The 18663-nt window shown below is 60.6% G+C and carries 18 protein-coding genes; 3 read left to right on the top strand and 15 right to left on the bottom strand.

From position 1 onward, the window contains the following. Positions 1-92 precede the first annotated feature (92 nt). Genes MHK09_RS03815 through MHK09_RS03805 form a run of 3 tightly spaced genes read right to left on the bottom strand, consistent with a single transcriptional unit; the run spans position 93 to position 1988 of the window. Positions 93-776 (bottom strand): hypothetical protein, encoded by a 684-nt coding sequence (locus MHK09_RS03815; protein WP_005326756.1) that lies wholly within the window; start codon positions 774-776, stop codon positions 93-95. A 2-nt stretch (positions 777-778) separates the two neighbouring features. After that, on the bottom strand, positions 779-1633 hold the full coding sequence (locus MHK09_RS03810; RefSeq protein ID WP_250408809.1) for an ATP-binding cassette domain-containing protein: 855 nt from the start codon (positions 1631-1633) through the stop codon (positions 779-781). Beyond that, positions 1620-1988, bottom strand: a complete 369-nt coding sequence (locus MHK09_RS03805) for a GntR family transcriptional regulator (RefSeq protein WP_005326752.1) — start codon at positions 1986-1988, stop codon at positions 1620-1622. Before MHK09_RS03805 ends, MHK09_RS03810 begins: the two co-directional genes overlap by 14 nt. Before the next feature lie 360 nt (positions 1989-2348). On the opposite strand from MHK09_RS03805, the gene MHK09_RS03800 reads away from it, so the two are divergent. After that, positions 2349-5780 carry a pyruvate carboxylase gene (locus MHK09_RS03800; RefSeq protein WP_250408810.1) on the top strand — a complete coding sequence of 1144 codons (3432 nt, stop codon included), beginning with the start codon at positions 2349-2351 and terminating at the stop codon, positions 5778-5780. 165 nt (positions 5781-5945) lie between these two features. Here the strand turns inward: MHK09_RS03800 and MHK09_RS03795 are convergent, their stop codons facing one another. The 7 genes from MHK09_RS03795 to MHK09_RS03765 all read right to left on the bottom strand — a co-directional run bounded on the left by MHK09_RS03795 (position 5946) and on the right by MHK09_RS03765 (position 12479). Continuing rightward, entirely contained in the window at positions 5946-7019 is a 1074-nt protein-coding gene (locus tag MHK09_RS03795) for a DUF5808 domain-containing protein (RefSeq protein WP_250412697.1), read from the bottom strand. Between the two features lie 47 nt (positions 7020-7066). Continuing rightward, on the bottom strand, positions 7067-7444 hold the full coding sequence (locus MHK09_RS03790; RefSeq protein WP_179387448.1) for a GntR family transcriptional regulator: 378 nt from the start codon (positions 7442-7444) through the stop codon (positions 7067-7069). A gap of 141 nt (positions 7445-7585) precedes the next feature. Continuing rightward, entirely contained in the window at positions 7586-8608 is a 1023-nt protein-coding gene (locus tag MHK09_RS03785; RefSeq protein WP_250411319.1) for an ABC transporter permease, read from the bottom strand. Further along, positions 8605-9186, bottom strand: coding sequence for an ABC transporter ATP-binding protein (locus tag MHK09_RS03780; RefSeq protein WP_250411323.1), 582 nt, complete (start codon positions 9184-9186; stop codon positions 8605-8607). The genes MHK09_RS03785 and MHK09_RS03780 overlap by 4 nt, the downstream gene beginning before the upstream one ends. A gap of 42 nt (positions 9187-9228) precedes the next feature. Next, positions 9229-9672, bottom strand: coding sequence for a hypothetical protein (locus MHK09_RS03775; protein ID WP_179387451.1), 444 nt, complete (start codon positions 9670-9672; stop codon positions 9229-9231). A gap of 23 nt (positions 9673-9695) precedes the next feature. Then, positions 9696-11459, bottom strand: coding sequence for an acetyl/propionyl/methylcrotonyl-CoA carboxylase subunit alpha (locus MHK09_RS03770; protein ID WP_250412696.1), 1764 nt, complete (start codon positions 11457-11459; stop codon positions 9696-9698). Between the two features lie 156 nt (positions 11460-11615). Next, positions 11616-12479: a sulfurtransferase gene (locus tag MHK09_RS03765; RefSeq protein WP_150850515.1), complete on the bottom strand. Its 864-nt coding sequence runs from the start codon at positions 12477-12479 to the stop codon at positions 11616-11618. A gap of 247 nt (positions 12480-12726) precedes the next feature. Here MHK09_RS03765 and MHK09_RS03760 point away from each other — a divergent pair, with 247 nt between their 5' ends. Together MHK09_RS03760 and MHK09_RS03755 are read left to right on the top strand one after the other, a co-directional pair. Next, the gene (locus tag MHK09_RS03760) at positions 12727-13788 is read left to right on the top strand and encodes a Cj0069 family protein (RefSeq protein ID WP_250411331.1); all 1062 of its coding nucleotides are present in this window, start codon (positions 12727-12729) and stop codon (positions 13786-13788) included. 87 nt (positions 13789-13875) lie between these two features. After that, a complete protein-coding gene (locus MHK09_RS03755) occupies positions 13876-14769 on the top strand; it encodes a DUF4282 domain-containing protein (protein WP_250412695.1) in 894 nt (297 codons plus the stop codon). A gap of 111 nt (positions 14770-14880) precedes the next feature. On the opposite strand, the gene MHK09_RS03750 is transcribed toward MHK09_RS03755, so the two are convergent. The 5 genes from MHK09_RS03750 to MHK09_RS03730 are packed head-to-tail and all read right to left on the bottom strand — an operon-like array spanning position 14881 to position 18350. Then, complete coding sequence (locus MHK09_RS03750) at positions 14881-15621, bottom strand: hypothetical protein (protein WP_250412694.1); 741 nt, start codon at positions 15619-15621, stop codon at positions 14881-14883. Between the two features lie 15 nt (positions 15622-15636). Further along, positions 15637-16053 (bottom strand): DUF3151 domain-containing protein, encoded by a 417-nt coding sequence (locus MHK09_RS03745; protein WP_250412693.1) that lies wholly within the window; start codon positions 16051-16053, stop codon positions 15637-15639. 31 nt (positions 16054-16084) lie between these two features. Continuing rightward, on the bottom strand, positions 16085-16672 hold the full coding sequence (locus tag MHK09_RS03740) for a Maf family protein (RefSeq protein WP_250412692.1): 588 nt from the start codon (positions 16670-16672) through the stop codon (positions 16085-16087). Then, positions 16672-16881, bottom strand: coding sequence for an acyl-CoA carboxylase subunit epsilon (locus tag MHK09_RS03735; protein WP_198492599.1), 210 nt, complete (start codon positions 16879-16881; stop codon positions 16672-16674). Before MHK09_RS03735 ends, MHK09_RS03740 begins: the two co-directional genes overlap by 1 nt. A gap of 8 nt (positions 16882-16889) precedes the next feature. Continuing rightward, a complete protein-coding gene (locus MHK09_RS03730; RefSeq protein WP_250412691.1) occupies positions 16890-18350 on the bottom strand; it encodes an acyl-CoA carboxylase subunit beta in 1461 nt (486 codons plus the stop codon). Positions 18351-18663: the final 313 nt, after the last annotated feature.

Raw genomic sequence — 18663 nt, 5'->3', positions numbered from 1 at the left:
ACAGCGGCAGCGTATGACAAGAATTCCCCCGGCTCCAGAGACTGCAGTCTTCTTGGAGGCGGGGGAATCGGTGCATTTAACACCGGGGCAGGTTAAGGCTGGATGCGCCGCGCGAGCAGGTGAATTGCTGCGGTGCAGATCAGGGCAGCTAAACCAGCGAAGAAGAACATGCCGGGCCAGGGTGCGCCGATTTCTGCAGCTCCAAATGATTCTACGAGCGTGATGAGAATGCCATCCGCTAGGAATAGGCCAATGATGATGCCGGCGATAAGTAGCAGCCGAACAAACAGGGAGCTTTGGTTTGCGCTACTGACCACCACACCGATGAGCGCGCCAACGTATCCGGTAATGAGGTGGCCACAGGCGAAGCTACCGAAGGTTGCTGCATAGCAGAAAGGAAGGCTGGCTTCGACTGTGCCGGGGGTGATTGCCCACGAAGAATTCGCATACGCACCCGATTGCAGTGCGATGTAGTAAGCGGTCCAAGCGACGGCACCAAAAATGAGCGCGGCTAGCCACAGAGTCGCGTGCATGCTGGTAAGCCATTGCCGGGGGTGCATCCCTAGGCCGCGCAAGGAACGGTATTCGGTTGCGGCGAAGGCACAATAGAGTCCCCACATGAAGACTGCGAATATTCCCCAGCCGGTCGGATTGGCACCGAGGGTAGAAGGATCACTGGGGACGGCATACGGGAGAACCCACAGCAACACGACGATGATGCTTATGACGGTGAGCGCCTTGGTGGCGTTGAGATTAAAGGTCTTGAGTGTCTGCATGGCTAGGACTCCTCTTGTGAGGTGCGGGTGGATTCGTGGGCGCGGGAGACAAGGGAATCAATGAGTTGGCCGTCGTCGAGGTAGGAGACGGTGACCTGGGCGGCGGCTGCGGTATCGGCAGGGAACGGGGCCGGGCACCAGGCGTGCACCTTGGATGTGGAGCCAAGGGAGGAATGGTGGAGGGGGAGGGCGTCGGCAAGCGCGAGTGCTTGCTCCACGTCCTTGGTGCTGCCGCTTATAACGGGGTAGTGCGGCCGTTGGGACTCCAGGGCGGTGGGCTTATTGACCGTGCCGTCGTGCACGGTAATGACGTGGTCAACCAGGCCGACGAGGTCTTCGGCGCGGTGGGAAGAAAGCACCAGCAGCCAGTCCGGGGTGCTGGAGGCGTGGGCGATAATGAGCTCGCGCAGGCGCGTGCGCGTTGGCGCGTCCAAGCCATTGAAAGGCTCGTCGAGGAGGGTGACCGGCGTGCGCGCAGCCAGGGCAGTGGCACAGGCAACCAATTGGCGCTGGCCGGTGCTCAAGGCGCGGTTTCTGCTGCGCTTATCGACGCCCACCTTATCCAACAGCTCCTCCGCATACCCCACGTCGAATCCCGCGCGCACATGCTGTGCGGCGCGCAGGTGCTGGGCCACGGTGGAACCGGCGAGCAAGATATCGGCGCCGGTGCGCGCAATCGCTACCTGTGAGGTATCGATGCTGCCCTTTGCGGGCAGGAACCCTGCTACTGTGCGCAAGAGCGTGGTCTTGCCCGCGCCATTGGGTCCGATTAGCCCATACATGCCGGCGGTGAGCTCTAGGTGTGGTACGTGCAGGCGGCGCTTGCAGCTGACATTGTGCATCTTAAGGTGCGTCATGGTGGTCTCCTTCGGCTTCGATGAGGTCGGCGATATCGCTGGCGCTTAAGCCCAGCGCGGCTCCTTCCTTGAGAAGCGGAACGATGAAATCTTCCCTAAGGGCTTCTTGGCGTTGGTGGCGGACGTTGTCGCGCGCGCCTTCGCGCACAAACATGCCCAAACCGCGCCGCTTTTCCAGCAGGCCCTCCTCGAAGAGGACGGTTAGTGCCTTTGCAGAGGTAGTTGGGTTAACGGAGTGGAAAGCCGAAAGCTCATTGGTGCTGGGGGCGCGTTCGCCCTCGGCGAGCTCACCGGAAATAATCATGTCCCTGATTCCTCCTGCTAGTTGCTGATAAATGGGCCGGGTATCGCTCATGGTGCGGCCTCTCGTACATGCGGCATATGATTCCTTCCGTGGTGTATGGGTTTACCACCTATGTGGGTAACCATATAGCCGGGAAGGCGTTCGGTCAACAACGGTTTACTTGGGCACGCAGGTGTCCCCGCTGCATATTTTGTTGAGGCAAAAATTTGCAGGATTTACAGACCGGCTAACCCTGTTATTACTGGTCGGTCGGCAGAAATTTCCCTTGCAACGGGTTAAGTGCTGGATAGTGTGGCAAAATCCGCTTGAAAATGGGCAGACAAGAAAGGTTTCGATCTCTAAACTGAGATACGGATCACCCAAGAGGAGGTGCTGTATCGCAGTACCTTCCGAGTTGAAAGGAACACCGAAGTGGCTAATCCCGCGCTTCCATCGTTCAAAAAGATTCTGGTAGCCAACCGCGGCGAAATCGCCGTGCGTGCATTCCGTGCTGCCTTTGAGACCGGGGCAAAGACCGTCGCGGTCTATCCTCGCGAAGACCGAAACTCCTTCCACCGCGCCTTCGCGGATGAGGCCGTCCGCATCGGCGCCGAGGGGCAGCCGGTCAAGGCATATTTGGACATTGATGAGATTATCCGCGCCGCCAAGAAGGCCGAAGCGGATGCCATTTACCCCGGCTACGGATTCCTTTCGGAGCGCGCGGATCTTGCTCGTGCGTGTGAGGACAATGGCATTAAGTTCATTGGTCCGACCCCAAGCACGTTGGACCTGACCGGTGATAAGGCTGCGGCAGTTAGTGCGGCGAAGGAAGCTGGGCTGCCGACGTTGCAGGACTCGGAGCCATCGACGGACGTCGATAAGCTGGTGGAATACTCCAAGGACTTTAACTTCCCCGTATTCGTTAAGGCTGTCGCCGGTGGCGGCGGGCGTGGCATGCGCTTCGTGGAATCCGAGGATCAGCTGCGCGAAAAGGCGGCCGAGGCTTCGCGCGAGGCGGAGGCGGCGTTCGGTGACGGCAGCGTGTACCTGGAAACCGCGGTCATCAACCCGCAGCACATCGAGGTGCAGATTCTCGCCGATAGCCAGGGCAACGTGGTGCACCTCTTCGAGCGCGACTGTTCGGTGCAGCGCCGCCACCAGAAGGTGGTAGAGATTGCGCCGGCTCCGTCGCTGGATTCTGAGCTGCGTGACCGCATTTGCCAGGATGCGGTGAAGTTCTGTGAGCACATCAATTACGAGGGCGCGGGCACCGTGGAATTCCTCGTCGATGAGCGCGGCAATCACGTCTTCATCGAGATGAACCCGCGTGTGCAGGTGGAGCACACCGTGACCGAGGAAATCACCGGCGTAGACATCGTCAAGGCCCAGATGAATATCGCGGCCGGCGCATCGCTGGAAGATATTCACCTCGCCCAAGACAAGATTTCCATCACCGGTTCTGCCCTGCAGTGTCGCATCACCACCGAGGACCCGAATAACGGCTTCCGTCCCGATACCGGCACGCTGACCGCGTATCGTTCGCCGGGCGGCGCCGGCGTGCGCCTGGACGGTGCAACGTCCGTGGGTGCTGAGGTTTCGCCCAACTTCGACTCTCTGCTGGTGAAGATGACCTGCCGTGGAGTCACTTTCGAGCAGGCCGTGCAGCGCGCCCAGCGTGCGCTCAACGAGTTCACCGTCTCCGGCGTGGCCACCAATATCGGCTTCCTGCGCGCCCTGCTGCGCGAACCGGACTTCACTCAGACCCGCGTGGACACCGGATTCATCAACGCACACCCGCACCTGCTCAAGGCTCCGCCGGCAGTCGACGAATCTGGTCGCATCCTCGAGTACATCGCAGAGACCACCGTTAATAAGCCCAACGGTAAGCGTCCGACGGCTCTGCGTCCGTTTGATAAGCTCCCTGAGCTGGACCTTTCCGAGCCGCTCCCGCGCGGTTCCCGCGATGACCTGCTCGAGTTTGGCCCGCAAAAGTGGGCGGAGAAGATCCGCCAGCAGAATGCGCTGATGGTTACGGATACCACCTTCCGCGACGCTCACCAGTCCCTGCTTGCTACCCGCGTGCGTAGTACCGCCCTGGTTTCTGCAGCCGAAGCCGTAGCCCGCATGACCCCGAACCTGTTCTCGGTCGAGGCTTGGGGTGGTGCGACTTATGACGTCGCCATGCGCTTCCTCCACGAGGACCCTTGGGTCCGCCTGGATATGCTGCGCGAGGCTATGCCGAACCAGAACATCCAGATGCTCCTGCGCGGACGCAATACCGTGGGCTATACCCCGTACCCAGACTCGGTCTGCCGCGGCTTTGTCCAGGAAGCAGCCAAGTCCGGCGTGGACGTCTTCCGTATTTTCGATGCACTTAACGACGTCTCCCAGATGCGCCCCGCCATCGATGCCGTCCTCGAGACCAATACCACCGTTGCTGAGGTGGCCATGGCGTACTCCGGTGACCTTTCCTCTCCGAGCGAGAACCTGTACACGCTGGATTACTACCTCAAGCTGGCCGAGCAGATTGTAGAGTCCGGAGCCCATATCCTTGCCATCAAGGATATGGCTGGTCTGCTCCGCCCTGAGGCTGCTTCCAAGCTGGTTATGGCGCTGCGCAAGGAATTCGACCTGCCGGTGCACGTGCACACGCACGATACCGCGGGCGGCCAGATGGCAACCTACTATGCGGCCGCCTTGTCCGGTGCCGACATCGTCGACGGCGCCTCCGCGCCGTTGGCCGGTACCACCTCGCAGCCGTCGCTGTCCGCCCTTATTGCAGCATTCTCTCAGTCCAAGCGCGATACCGGCATCGACCTGCAGGCCGTATCGGATCTCGAGCCCTACTGGGAGGCTGTGCGTCAGCTCTACGCCCCGTTTGAAAACGGTATCCCTGGCCCGACCGGTCGCGTGTACAAGCACGAGATTCCAGGCGGCCAGCTGTCCAACCTGCGTGCCCAAGCCGCTGCCCTTGGCTTGGCGGACCGATTCGAGGTCATCGAGGACACCTACGCAGCAGTCAATGAGATGCTGGGTCGCCCGACCAAGGTCACCCCATCCTCCAAGGTCGTGGGCGACCTCGCCCTTCACCTTGTCGGTGCAGGCGTAGACCCGAAGGACTTCGCTGCCAACCCGACCAAGTTCGATATTCCGGACTCGGTCAACCAGTTCCTCCGCGGCCAGCTCGGTACCCCTCCGGGCGGTTGGCCGGAGCTGCGCGATAAGGTGCTCGATGGCCGCGAGGAAACCGGCGCCCAGGTGAGCGAGGTCCCTGCGGAAGAACAGCCGCATCTGGAATCCGATAATTCAGATGAGCGCCGCGCCAGCCTGAACCGCCTCCTGTTCCCGAAGCAGTTCGAGGAATTCAACGAGTTCCGCCGCAAGTACGGCAACACTGAGGCGCTGACGGATACCACCTTCTTCTACGGTCTTACCGAAGGCGAAGAAAAGGTCGTCCACTATTTCCCAGAGGACTCCACCGATCGCGCTGACCTCAAGCAGGTCGTGGTGCGCCTCGACGCCGTGGGTGAGCCGGACGAAAAGGGCATGCGTAACGTGGTTCTCAACGTCAACGGTCAGATCCGCCCGATGAAGGTCCGCGACGAGAACGCCGAATCCACGGTCGCTACCGTCGAAAAGGCCGACCCTTCCAACGAGGGCCATGTCGCCGCACCATTCGCCGGCGTGGTCAACCCCACCGCCAAGCCTGGCGACGAGGTTAAGGCCGGCGATCAAATCGCCGTCATTGAGGCAATGAAGATGGAAGCCTCCATCTCCGCTACCAAGGATGGCGTGGTCGAGCGCGTGGCCATCGGCCAGGCCACCAAGGTGGAAGGCGGCGACCTCATCGCCGTCATCAACTAACTGACGCACGCCAGCGCCCCGCTTCCTAAACCTCTAGGAAGCGGGGCGCTGTGCTATCTGCAGGCGGCTTTCGCGACTTTCGTCCATATAAACCACCAAAACCGTCGACGAAATCGGTGGTTTATATGGACGAGAATCTTGATTCAGCGGGGAGGGCTAAAATTTTCAGCCTAGTAGGAAAGGTAGCGCTATTGAGCCGACTAGAACCAGAAGCGTGATGATGAGGAATGCCTTGGCCTGCCAGCGGGCGAAGTTGAACGACATGCCGGTGCCGAAGCGCTTATCCACTAGTACCGCCGGATCCTCCGGGTTGTAGTACATAACGCCCCATTTATAGAGGTGGTCATTGTCCGGTGATTCTTTGTCTTCATCGGGAAAGCGGATTCCACGCAGTTGCTCGGATAATTGAGATTGCTTGTAGAGAAGAAGCGCAACCAGTCCGATGCTGCCACCGATGGTAAGCACCAACATCGTGATAATGGCGGCGCCATTAAACCGCTGAAATTGCGGTACAGGGCCGGTTACTTGCGTGAAGGCCATGCCGGCACACATGAGCAGGGTGAGAACTCCCATGACGGTATTCGTGAAGGCGAGGTTGGCCTCGTTGCGCAGCCGAGCTTTAATGCTGCGTTCTGAACGTGGGGATACCTCACTATGTGCGATAAAAGAGCAGATGATGGCGAAAAGTAAGAGCGTTCCTAAGGTGATGAAGGAGATAGAAAATACGCTGCCGATATTCTTTTCGCTCCAATTATCCGCCTCCATGGAAGAATTCCAGTGCACTGGAACGGGGTCAGGAATATCGGACCAGTGGGAAGCGACGATGATGGCACCAGCCGCGATACACAACAGCGAGGCGAGCATTGTTATCCACGGAAAAGTCGGCGTGGGGATGCCTGCGAATTCGGGTGTGCCATTGGCGGTGGTGGAAACACGAGCAGCGATGGTGGTTTCGACCTCGTCGAACCAATCGCCGGTCTTTTTCGCCGCGATGATGCGGCGGCGTTGAGAGATGTAGGCCCACAAGCCGCCGAGCGTTACCAAGAGGGACGGTACGGCGGCGAGGAGTGGCAACTTCCAGGCAAAGAGGGACAGAATTGTTGCCGCGATGCCGCAGCCCCAAGTACGTACCTTGTATCCAGCAAGCGCAGAGGTAACTGCACTATCGGAAAGGTAGGCCTTTGGCACGCGCACACCGAGCGGTGTGCCGGGCGAGGCAAGGGAAGGGGCTTTGGCCATAATCCAAGTAATTGCGAGAGTTGTGGCGGCCATTAAAAGGGCGAAAATCATGAGGATACTTCCAAGTGTTTAAGAGTGGAGCTGAGGTGGGTGTGGAGCTCATCTGGGCTAAAGCCTTGGGCACGGGCGAGCGCGACTACTCGGCCTAATTGCTCAGCTAGTTGCCTTTCTTGAGCCTCGGTGTGAGCGCCGGGTCTGACGATGGAGCCGGAACGCCCGGCAGTTTCAACGAGGCCGTCAGAGACCAAGAGGTCGTACGCCTTCTTCACGGTGGCCGGGTTGATGCCTATGTCTTTGGCGACGCGGCGGACAGGGTCTAGCTTGTCGCCATCAGAGAGCTGGCCGCGAGCTATGGCCAGTACTAATTCATCGTGGATTTGTTGGAAGACGGGGACATCTGAATCGGGGTTGAGGTTAATGAACATCTGTCACCTCCAATCTTTATTCTGTATTACTTATAGTAACACAAACTGTGTTATGTGAAGTAATACAGAATAAAGCTCAAAAGAAATCCCCAGGTATGTGCAACTTATTGAAGTGACGTACCTGGGGAAAGCGCAGGGCGACTAGAAAAAGAGGATTACAGCTATGGCCGCAATGCCGTAGCCACCGCGCAGGAAGTAACCGAAGACTTCGGGGGAGAATGAAGCACCGAATCCGCCGGTGTCGATGATGTTCATAGTGGTCACTCGCGCTGGGCGGGAGCGCTTGAAAGAGGCATAGGTAAGTCCTAAACAGCACGCGGCGAGTACGAGTACAGGCAGCTTCCACACGGCGGCGATGAAGGCGGTGCCGAGTACCGCGGTAACAGCGGTCGCGGCCAAAGGCAGCCCCCAGTCGGGCCAAGCACCATTGATGATGCGGCCAAAGGATGCGGCGCGGCCGGTGGCTGCGCCGACGATGGTCCATGCGGCAGCGAATCCCATGAGCGCCAGGCTGCCGAGTTGTGGGACAAGGCCTAGGGTGAGGCCGATGACAGCTACCGCGCCGAGCGGGATGTACCAGCGGCGGTATAGGCGCCGGAAAAAGAGGCGGCTGGGCGACGCCGTGGCGCGCGATCTGGGGCGCAGGCGGGCCGACTGGGAGGCAATGGCATCGGCAGAAACCTCAGAATCCAGCAGTCCAAAGGAGGACGAGCTGACGGCACGGGTGCGGCCCGCGCGAAGAAGCGAGGCGAGGTCGAAGGAACGCCAGCCGAGCGCTATGCGCAGCAAGGGGAGGGCCATCGCCGCATAGAGCGGAAGGCGCAGCGACGCGCACAGGGCTAGGCCGAGGAGGCTCACGCCGGCGAGCTGGGCAATGGACAGCTTATCGACGCCCCGCATACGCCCCCGCGGCCTATCCACATAGACCCACCGGCTGAGCGAAAGGCTGCGCAGCGGATAGAGCGCTTCAAGAAGAACGATGAGGGCGAGGGAGCCGACCCCAGCGCCGATGGTCGCGGTGGCGGGCAGGGCCGCGGCTGTGCGCTGCGCGAGCGAGGGCAAAACCTCGGCGGCATTCTGCCAAGCGTAAACACTGACGCTCGCGATGAGCGCCGCTATAAAGGCGTAATAGAGGGCTGAGGAGGCTGTGGACAGAAGCTTCATGAAATCTCCACCACCTCGTCGCAGGCATCGAAGATGGCCGGGGAGTGGGAGGCCAGCACTACACAGCGGCCCTCGGCGGCGAGGTGGCGCAGCTCCTCGGCCAAGAAGGCGGTCCAGGTGTGGTCAAGGTGGCGCTCGGGTTCGTCGATAAGCAGGGCCTTGGCCGGCTGATAGAGCTGGGCGGCGAGGTAGACGCGTTGGCGCTGGCCAGAAGAAAGGTCGCTGACCGCGGAGTTCCGGATGGCGTCGTCGATAGCCCAGAGCTCATGGACCTCGGCAAAGTCCACGCCGGAGCGGCGCGAAAGCAGGGTGAAGTGTTCGCCGACGGTGAGGTCGGGCAAGAAGACCGGATCCGAAACTGCGATGACGGAGCCGGCGGCCTCTGCGCTGCCGGGTGCGGCACCGTCGATGGAGACGGTGCCTTTCAGCGGGGCAATTTCGCCACTCAAGGTCTGCAGCAGCGTAGATTTACCCGCACCATTGGGGCCCTTCAAGCCGTATACGCGCCCGGCGTCGAAGGTGCGACTCAGCTGCCCCAAAGCGGTGGAATGTCCATAAGTTGCATCTATTTTCAGCATCGTAGCTAGGTTAGCAGGAGGGCGGCCGAGCATAGGGACGAGCTAGAAGCGGCGGAAGAACTTACCGGGGGTGAGCTCTTCAAATCCGGGCAAGGGCTCAGCGGAAGAGATGCCGGGGGCAGTCTGCTCGGCCGCGAGGTCGATGGCGTTGGCAATAAGCAACTCGCGGGCGGCGGGGTCATCGCTGGAGACGATGAGCTCGGGAATGTCTTCGGGGTCGAAGGGGGTGAGCCAGGTGGCGTCGTCAAGCGGGTGCGCCGAGGGATCGCCCAAGAAAGCTGGGCCTTTGTCGGCGGCGGGGTAGTAGCGCAGGAGCGCGGCGCCGCGGGGAGCAACGGTGGGGTCCTCGTTGGCGGTCATGGGCAGGGCGATGACCCCGCCGTCCACGATGGGGGACCAGTCCGCGATAGAAGAAGGGAAGAGGCTCGCCAGATAGTCGCGGTCCTCTTCCTTGGCCAAGCGCACGCCGAGAGAAGAATCAGTCATTCTTCCAAGGCTAGCGGGGCAGGCTACTTGATTTCCAGCAGTACGCTGCCCTTGGTGGTAGAAGCGCCTGCTTCCACTGCCAAGCCGGTAACGGTGCCGGCCTTATGTGCCTTGACGGGGTTTTCCATCTTCATGGCCTCGAGCACGAGGAGGACCTCGCCCTCGGTGACCTCTTGGCCTTCTTCGACGTTGACCTTGATGACCGTGCCCTGCATTGGGGAGGTAACGGCGTCGCCGGATACGGCGGCCTTGGCGCCAGAGCCCTTGCGCTTCTTCTTTTTGCGTGGGGTTCCATTGGTGCCGAAGGAGGCGGGGAGGGCAACCTCGATGCGGCGGCCGTCAATTTCCACGGTGTGCACCTGGGAAGGCTCGGCCTCGGCGGCTTCGGCATCGGTGGACTCATCGTGGGCGGGAAGCTGGTTATCCCATTCCTCTTCGATCCACTTGGTGTAGACACGGAAGTTGCCGTCTTCTGCAGCGAAGGCGGGGTCAGCAACGACAGCCTGGTCAAACGGGATAACGGTGGGCAGGCCCTCCACCGTGTACTCGGACAGGGCGCGGGCGGAGCGACGCAGCGCGGTCTCGCGGTCTGGGCCCCAAACGATGAGCTTGGCCAGCATGGAATCGAATTGGCCGCCAATAACGGAGCCCTGGACGACGCCGGAATCAACGCGCACGCCCGGACCTGCTGGCTCGGAGTACTTCACGATGGTGCCAGGGGCTGGCATGAAGTTCGCCGCGGCATCCTCGCCGTTGATGCGGAACTCGAAGGCGTGGCCACGCGGGGTGGGGTCTTCCTTGAGCGAGAGCTCGTGGCCCTCAGCGATACGGAATTGCTCGCGCACGAGATCGAGGCCCGTAGTTTCCTCGGAAACTGGGTGCTCCACCTGCAGGCGGGTATTGACCTCTAGGAAGGAAATGAGACCATCGGCTCCCACCAGGTATTCCACGGTGCCTGCGCCGTAGTAGCCGGCCTCGCGGCAGATGCGCTTGGCGGACTCGTGGATGGAGGCGCGCTGCTCATCGGTGAGGAAAGGAGCCGGGGCTTCTTCGACCAGCTTTTGGAAGCGGCGCTGCAGGGAGCAATCGCGCGTGCCGACGACGACTACGTTGCCGTGCTTATCCGCCAGTACCTGGGCCTCGACGTGGCGGGCTCGGTCCAGGTAACGCTCTACGAAGCACTCGCCGCGGCCGAAGGCGGAGGTGGCCTCACGGGTGGCGGATTCAAAAAGCTCGGGGATTTCCTCTGCGGAGTAGGCCACCTTCATGCCGCGGCCGCCGCCGCCGAAGGCAGCCTTGATGGCTACGGGCAGGCCGTATTCCATGGCGAAGGACTGCACCTCATCGGCGCCGGCTACCGGATCTTTGGTGCCTGGGGCCATGGGGGCTTCGGCACGCTCGGCGATGTGCCGCGCGGTGACCTTATCGCCCAAGTCACGGATGGACTCGGGGGAGGGGCCGATCCAGGTCAGGCCGGCGTCGATGACGGCCTGGGCAAAGTCGGCGTTTTCAGACAAGAAGCCATAGCCAGGGTGGATGGCATCGGCGCCGGACTTTTCTGCGGCGTCCAGAATCTTGTCAAAGACGAGGTAGGACTCGGCAGAAGTGGTGCCGCCGAGGGCAAAGGCTTCGTCGGCAAGCGAGGCAAAAGGTGCCTGGGCGTCTGGCTCGGCGTAGACGGCGACGGAGGCAATGCCAGCGTCGCGGGCCGCGCGGATCACGCGAACGGCGATCTCACCGCGGTTAGCCACGAGAACCTTAGAGATCTTTTTGGTTTCTACTGCCACGGCAGCAACCTCCTGAACACATTAGGTTGAATACGCAATCTATTCTTGCACACAAAAGCATGAGTTAATTTTCACGCACGCGAGTGGGGATGTTTCTGAACAAAAATAAACCCACATCCATGCCGGATATGGGTTTATGTGGCGAAACCGAAAAAGTTAACGCTCAATCGGCATTTTCACCATATTGCCCCACTCAGACCACGAACCATCGTAGACCTGCGTCTTTGTGAATCCCAAAAGATGCGTCAACACAAACCAGGTGTGCGCGGCCTGCGCGCCCACGTGGGAGTAGAGGATCGTTGCAGATTCAGGCTCCAACATTCCGTAATTAACCTTGAGCTCCTCGGCCGAGCGGAAGCAGGAGTTGGGATAGTTGGAACGGTCCCACTCGAGGTTGATGGCGCCGGGGATGTGGCCGTGGCGCATGGTGGTGCCGTAGGCGGAATCGCCATTGGGATCGTGCTCGGTGGCCTCGCCCGCAAACTCCTCTGGGGAGCGGGTATCCACGAGCGCTCCTTCGGACTCGCGTACCTGGTCTACGAAGGCACGCAGGACGGAATCATCGCGGCTTACCTCGGGGTATTCGGATTCGGGGAAGTCCGGCACCATGAAGGAAGTATCGCGTTCCTCGGCCATCCAGGCATTGCGGCCACCATCGAGCAGGCGAACATCCTTGTGGCCAAAGAGGGTAAATACCCACAGGGCGTAGGCGGCCCACCAATTGGACTTATCGCCATACAGGACAATCGTATCGTCGGCATTAATGCCCTTATCCCGCATCAAGGCAGTGAACTCTTTGCCATCGATGAAATCGCGAGTAAGTGGGCTCAGTAGTTCCGTGCGGAAGTTGATGCGGGTGGCGGTGGGGATATGGCCAATGTCATAGAGGAGCGAGTCTTCATCGACCTCAATGACGCGCAGGCCCTTGATGCCTAGGCGTGCGGACAGCCACGGTGCAGACACGAGGCGCTCGGGGTGTGCGTATTCCTGAAATGGGGGATAGGGATCAACGTCAGCCACTGTCCGCCTGCCTTTCCTATAAGGGTTAGTAATTTGCTCCCACCACTTTAACCCGAATTTTCCCGTGGTGATCACCCGGGGATCATTCCTGTGGTGTGCGATACAGGGCTCGGCCGGGAAATAGGGGCGCCGGCCGACGGGGTTAGGCGGAGGGGGCAGTTGGCCGCGCGGGGGAGGAAAAGCTGGGATAAACTTGGGATATGGTGCGAAAACGTGCTATGAACACCACCTAAGAAGGGAACTGCTAGTGCACAAGGCAATCGTTGTATTTGAGGTAGAGGGCGGCTCCGATAAAGGCGCAGATGGTCACCGTAAGGACACCATGCCGATCGTCAACGCGATCAAGGAACAAGGCTGGGATGCGGAGGTCATCTACTTCCACCCAGACAAGGCAGAGGAAATCTACGCCCAGGTTTCTGAAAACTTTGATGCTTATATCTCTCGCGTGAACCCAGGCAATATCCCCGGTGGCGAAAAGGGCTACTTCCAAATGCTCACCAAGCTGGCAGATGCCGGCCTGGTAGGCATGTCCACTCCGGCGGACATGATGGCCTACGGCGCCAAGGATGCACTGGTCAAGCTCAATGACACCCCGCTGGTGCCGGACGATACTGCCGCGTACTACGAGGTAGAAGAGCTGCACAATACTTTCCCCACCTCGCTGTCTTATGGCGAGCGTGTACTCAAGCAAAACCGCGGTTCCACCGGTGAGGGCATCTGGCGCGTGCGCCTCGCGGACCAGGAGCTTGCCCAGTCCGTAGAACCGGGCACCGCGCTCCCGCTCGATACCGCCCTGAAGTGCACCGAGGCAGTAGACAATCAGACCCACGACTATAAGCTGGGCGCCTTCATGGACTTCTGTGACCAGTACATTGAGGGCGATAACGGCATGCTGGTGGACATGCGTTTTATGCCGCGCATTGTGGAGGGCGAAATCCGCATTCTCCTCGTGGGCGATGAGCCGGTATTCATCGTGCACAAGAAGCCAGCAGAAGGCGGCGACAACTTCTCTGCCACGCTCTTCTCCGGCGCAAAGTACACCTACGATAAGCCGGAGTCTTGGCCGGAGTTGCTCGAGATGTTCGAGAAGGCTCGCCCCGTTATCGCAGAAAAGCTCGGCGATACCAAGGACGTTCCGCTGATTTGGACCGCGGACTTCATGCTTGACGATGCCCCGGATGGCACCGACACCTATGTCCTCGGCGAGATCAACTGTTCCTGCGTTGGCTTCACTTCCGAACTAGACATGGGCATCCAAGAAAAGGTTGCCGCCGAGGCGATTCGTCGCGTTCAGGACGCGAACGCCTAGCGCACGCTGTATTCTGCCAAGTGGCCCCACGGGTGACCGTGGGGCCTTTTCCTACCATCCCCTAAAGCATTTTCTAAGGACCAGATTATGGCTGATAATGATTTCAACTCCGACGGGTTCCCGAAGGATTTTTCTCCGCGCGATTTTTCCGAGACCCCGCAGCACAGCGCCGAGGACGCGGCGAAAAGCGCTGGGGTCACCGGCGCCTCCGAGGTGAACGAGACCAAGGAATTCGGCTCTACCGATGCCAAGGAGACGAAGCCTTTCGGCCACACCGAGAAGCCTGGTAAGTCTGGAAATTCGAGTGACCTTTCCTCCCCGAAGCCGAGCGCGGAGGGCAACTCCTCTGACTTCTGGGCCTCTTCGAAGTCCTCCACCCCAAGCGAGGGCGCTGCTTCCCGTGCGCATAATCCATTTACGGATTCGGCGTCGTCGGACGCTGCTGCGAACGGCAACCAATTCGGTTCCGCCCAGTCCGCTAGCGATCAGCCGGTTTTCGGCGGCTATACCCAGCAGCAGGGCACGAGCCAGGGATTCGGACAGTTCCCGCCAGCAGGTGAAGCTTCTGCCGATTCTGGCCAGACTCTTGGTGATAAGAAGAGCCAGATGAGTGACACCCTCAAGGGCTTGGGCAAGAAGGACGGCCTATTGGGCGGGCTCTTTGAGTTCGAGTTTAAGCACTTCCTGACCCTCACCCACGTGAAGGAAATCTACAAGGTCGCCATGATTCTTGGTGGCATCATGTGGATCCTTCACCTTCTCGGTGCCTTCTTATTCGCCACCGGCATGGGCATTTATGGCATTCAGGAAGATTCCGCGTCCGCCATCTTCGGAAGCATTTTTGCCTTCATCTTCCTGGCGGTACTGAGCACTGTCATCTACTACGCAATCATGGTTGCCATCAGGCTATTCCTGGAAGCCATGGTGGCGAACGTGCGCATTGCGCAAAACACCGGCGACATCCTGGACAAGATGGACTAGCACCGTCATGAGCTGATTGCTCAATTAAGCGAGCAACGACGAGCGCCCCAGCGAAATTCCGCTGGGGCGCATTGTATTGCAGGCCCGGGCGATTAAATGCCGGCCTAAAAGTTAGTCGTAGGTGCCCAGCTGGTAGCTGGGAAGGTCAACCCACATTTTGTTGAATTCCTCGACTTCACCAGACACCGGTTCAAGGGAATCGCCCTGTGCCTGCAGGCGCACGGTGTGGTGGGCGGTAATACCCTCTGCGGTGGTGCGGCTGCGCTCTCCCCACGTGAAATCGACCTCGTTGTCTGAGACCGGGGTGATGCTCTCTACCTTATCGAAGACGGACATGTCCTTGGCCGGAGCGCCATTGACGTAGAAGGCTATGCCATCAGCAATCGAAGCGCCGGTGCCCGCCGGACCGTTCAAGTCACCCATTGAGCCGCGGAAGATGATCCAGCTAATCGTGGCGCACGGGTCATAGGAGTTATCGATATCGGCGATCCAGTAATTGAAATCACTGCCATCATCGGCGGGCATGCGCCCGGGAGCCGTGCCAGAGGCGTAGACCTTGCGCGGGTCGTTGGGCAGCTCCGTGCACTCGCTGTCCTTGGCCTTATCCTGCTGCTGCGTGGTTTCCTCCTCGCCCCCGTCGGTGGACTCGGACGGGGAGGGTGCTGCAGCGGAATCCGCATCCTCCCCGCCGGAGGATTCATCCTCGGCAGGTGCTTGGCTGGAAAAGACCGGCTCTGGGGAGGAAGAAGAATCCTCCTGAGCACCGCAGGCGCTTAGCGCGAGCGGCAGGGTAGTAGCAAGCAATACGGCGGCGGAGAAGCGGCGTAGGCAGCGTGGTGTCACGGCAGGCATGCGGGAACTCCAGGATTAGTCGAGGAGGGTAGCGACGCTGTCTGGGTCGGCGTCGGAAAGCATCTGGCGAATGCGGTCGTACTCGTCGTCCTCGCCGATGGCCTTGGCTGCGTGGCCGAGCGCGGCGATGGCGCGTAGGACACCCTGGTTCGGTTCATGGGAGAAGGGGACAGGGCCCCAACCCTTCCAACCATTGCCACGCAGGCGGTCGAGGCTGCGGTGGTAGCCCGTGCGCGCGTAGGCGTAGGCGGTGATGAAAGCGGCCGGCTCGGAGCCTTCCTGCTTCTTGAGCTCCTGCTCCGCCAGGAGCGCCCATAGCAGCGGGGAATCGGGGTGGGCAACAATGCCGGCGGCGAGATCCGAGGTGGACTCTGCGCCGGGATCGGCCGGCAGCTCAATGGGTTTTGGGGCAAGCATGTCTTTCATTTCCATGCCACCCCACTGTAGCGACGCCGGCGCGCTGCTACCAGAAATCGGAGACGTTCAGCTCAAAGGCATAGAGCGCGCGGCGCACCACCGGCAGCGATAGCCCGATAACGGAGGAAGGATCGCCCTCGATGCGGTCAATGAACCAGCCGCCCATGGCCTCCAAGGTAAAGGCGCCGGCGCAGTGGAGAGGCTCGCCGGAGTAGGCATATGCTGCGATATCGGCCTCGCTGGCCTGGGCAAAGTGCACCGTGGTGGTGGATGTTTCCACATGGCGCTTATTGCCAAAGATGAGGCAGTGGCCGGTAAGCAGCTCGGCTGTGCGGCCGGCTTGCTGGTGCCAGCGCTCGATGGTGGCTTCCTCGGTATGGGGCTTGCCTTGTAGCTCGCCGTCGAGCAGCAGCATGGAATCGCCGCCGATGACGGGCTCGGTGGGGTAGCGCTCGGCCACCTTTTCGGCCTTGGCGGTGGCTAAGGCTGCCACGATATCGGCCGGTGGGTGGCCCGCAAGCGAGGCTTCGAGGGAGCGCTCGTCTATATCGGCCGGCTCTAAAACGGGCTCCACGCCCGCGCCGCGCAGGATAGACGCGCGCGAGGGTGATTGGGAGGCAAGGATAAGCCGCATTAGAAGTACCGCACGGTATGGAAGGCGGAGGGGTTGTAGACGCGCTGCGCGCCAAAGCGCTCGAAGCGCTCGGCTGGGTTGCCCCATTCATTGCGCTCGCCGGTAGCGCCCGAGTGTTTTGCACTCATCTGCGCTAAGACTGTGCGCAGGGCCGCGAGCTCATCCTCGGTGGGATTGCCCTTTACTACCTTGATTTCAGGTGCAGACATGTGCCCTCCTAAACGGTTCCGTGCTTCTTCGGTACCTGGGCTACGGCCTTGCGCTCTAGCAGGCGCAGGCCTTCTACCAGGTAGTGGCGGGTTGCCGTTGGCTCGATGACATTATCGGCCAGCCCGCGCTCTGCTGCGGCATACGGGTGCAAGAAGAGCTCGTCCATCTCCTCTTCCTTGTCCTCCGAGCCATAAATGGCCAGGGAAGCTTGGGAGGCCTGGGTGACGGCAATTTCTGCGGTGGGCCAGGCGTAGACCAGATCCGCGCCGAGGTCCTTGGCGCCCATAAATACGTAGGCCGGGCCAATGGCCTTGCGGGTGATCACAGTGAGCTTTCCGACGCTCGCTTCAGCCTGCGCATAGGCAAACTTCGACGCCCTGCGCAGCAGTCCGGCCTTTTCCTCTTCCGGGGTAGGCACAAAGCCTGGGGAGTCCACGAATTCCACGATGGGGGTATTGAAGGCATCACAGGTACGCACGAAGCGTGCGGCCTTTTCTGCCGCGGCGGAGTCTAGAGCGCCGGCCAGCGCCAGCGGCTGGTTGGCAACGATGCCGACGGCGCGGCCATCGATGTAGGCAAAGCCGGTAAGGATGTTTTGTGCTGCCTCGGCAGAAAGCTCGAAGAAGGAGCCTTCATCGACGACAGCCTTGATGACATCGCTCATGTCATAGGCCTGCGCGGCGGTATCCGGGATGACGCTATTGAGATCGAAGTCCGCGACGCTACCGGCCTCCACGCGCGGCGCTTCAGCGCGGTTATTGGCGGGTAGGTAAGCCACAACGTCGCGCACGAGGGACAGAGCCTGCTTGTCATCGCTGGCCACCAAGTGGGCAGTGCCGGATTCCGCGTGGGCTGCGGCGCCGCCGAAGGTTTCCGGCTCCGCGCCGGCCACGTGGCTGGCGGCCTGGTGGAGGGCGGTGCCCTGGGTGACTACGAGGACATCGGCAAACGTTGGCGCGAACGCCGCAATGCCGCTGGTATTGCCTGCGACAACGGAAATCTGCGGGATGAGGCCCGAAGCCTGGGAGACACGCGCCATGAGGCGGGCGTATCCGGCCATGGTGACGATGCCTTCTTGTACACGCGGGCCGGTGGATTCATAGATGCCGATGATGGGCACGCCGGTCTTGATGGCGAGGTCATATATCTTGGTGAGCTTTTCGGCATAAACCTCACCCATCGTGCCATCGAAGATTTCGCCGTCCTGGCTAAAGACGCACACGCGGCGGCCGTCGATAGTGCCGTAGCCGGTGACCACGCCATCGGTATAAGGGCGGTCATGCTCGCGACCGAAGTCGGTAGAGCGGTGGCGGGCTAGCGCGTCCGTTTCCACGAAGGAGCCCTCATCGAGCAGCTGCGTCACGCGGGTGCGGGCGGCCGGCTCGCCTTCTCCCAGCGGCGCGCGGGACTCGGCGAGCTTGGCGTCCAGGTCCTCGATCTTGCCGGCGGTGGTTTTCAGGTCAGTCATAGGCCCCCACATTACTAGCGCACCCCGGTCAATGCGGAATGGAACGCTGCGGGGACGCGGTGCGGAAAATGATTGGGTGGCAAATGCCACCACAGTGTGGGCGGTGCATAAAACCTGGGAATTCCTTGGGTGGCACTAGGCCAAAGGGCCCTAATCTGGGGGTAGTTCCCACTGTAAACATTTAACGGTGCTGGGCAGGTGAGTGCCCATTATTGCACCTCAAGGTGGATAAAAGCATTAGAAAGATTTTCATTCAGCTATTGATGTGTGCCCCGTAAGCCCTTATGATTGCCTGAGTCTTCATGAATGTTTC

Origin of the sequence: Corynebacterium tuberculostearicum, assembly GCF_022347235.1 — a bacterium.
Taxonomy (GTDB): domain Bacteria; phylum Actinomycetota; class Actinomycetes; order Mycobacteriales; family Mycobacteriaceae; genus Corynebacterium; species Corynebacterium tuberculostearicum_F.
The sequence above is the reverse complement of the archived record's forward strand: the minus strand, read 5'-3'. Positions and strand labels throughout refer to the sequence as shown.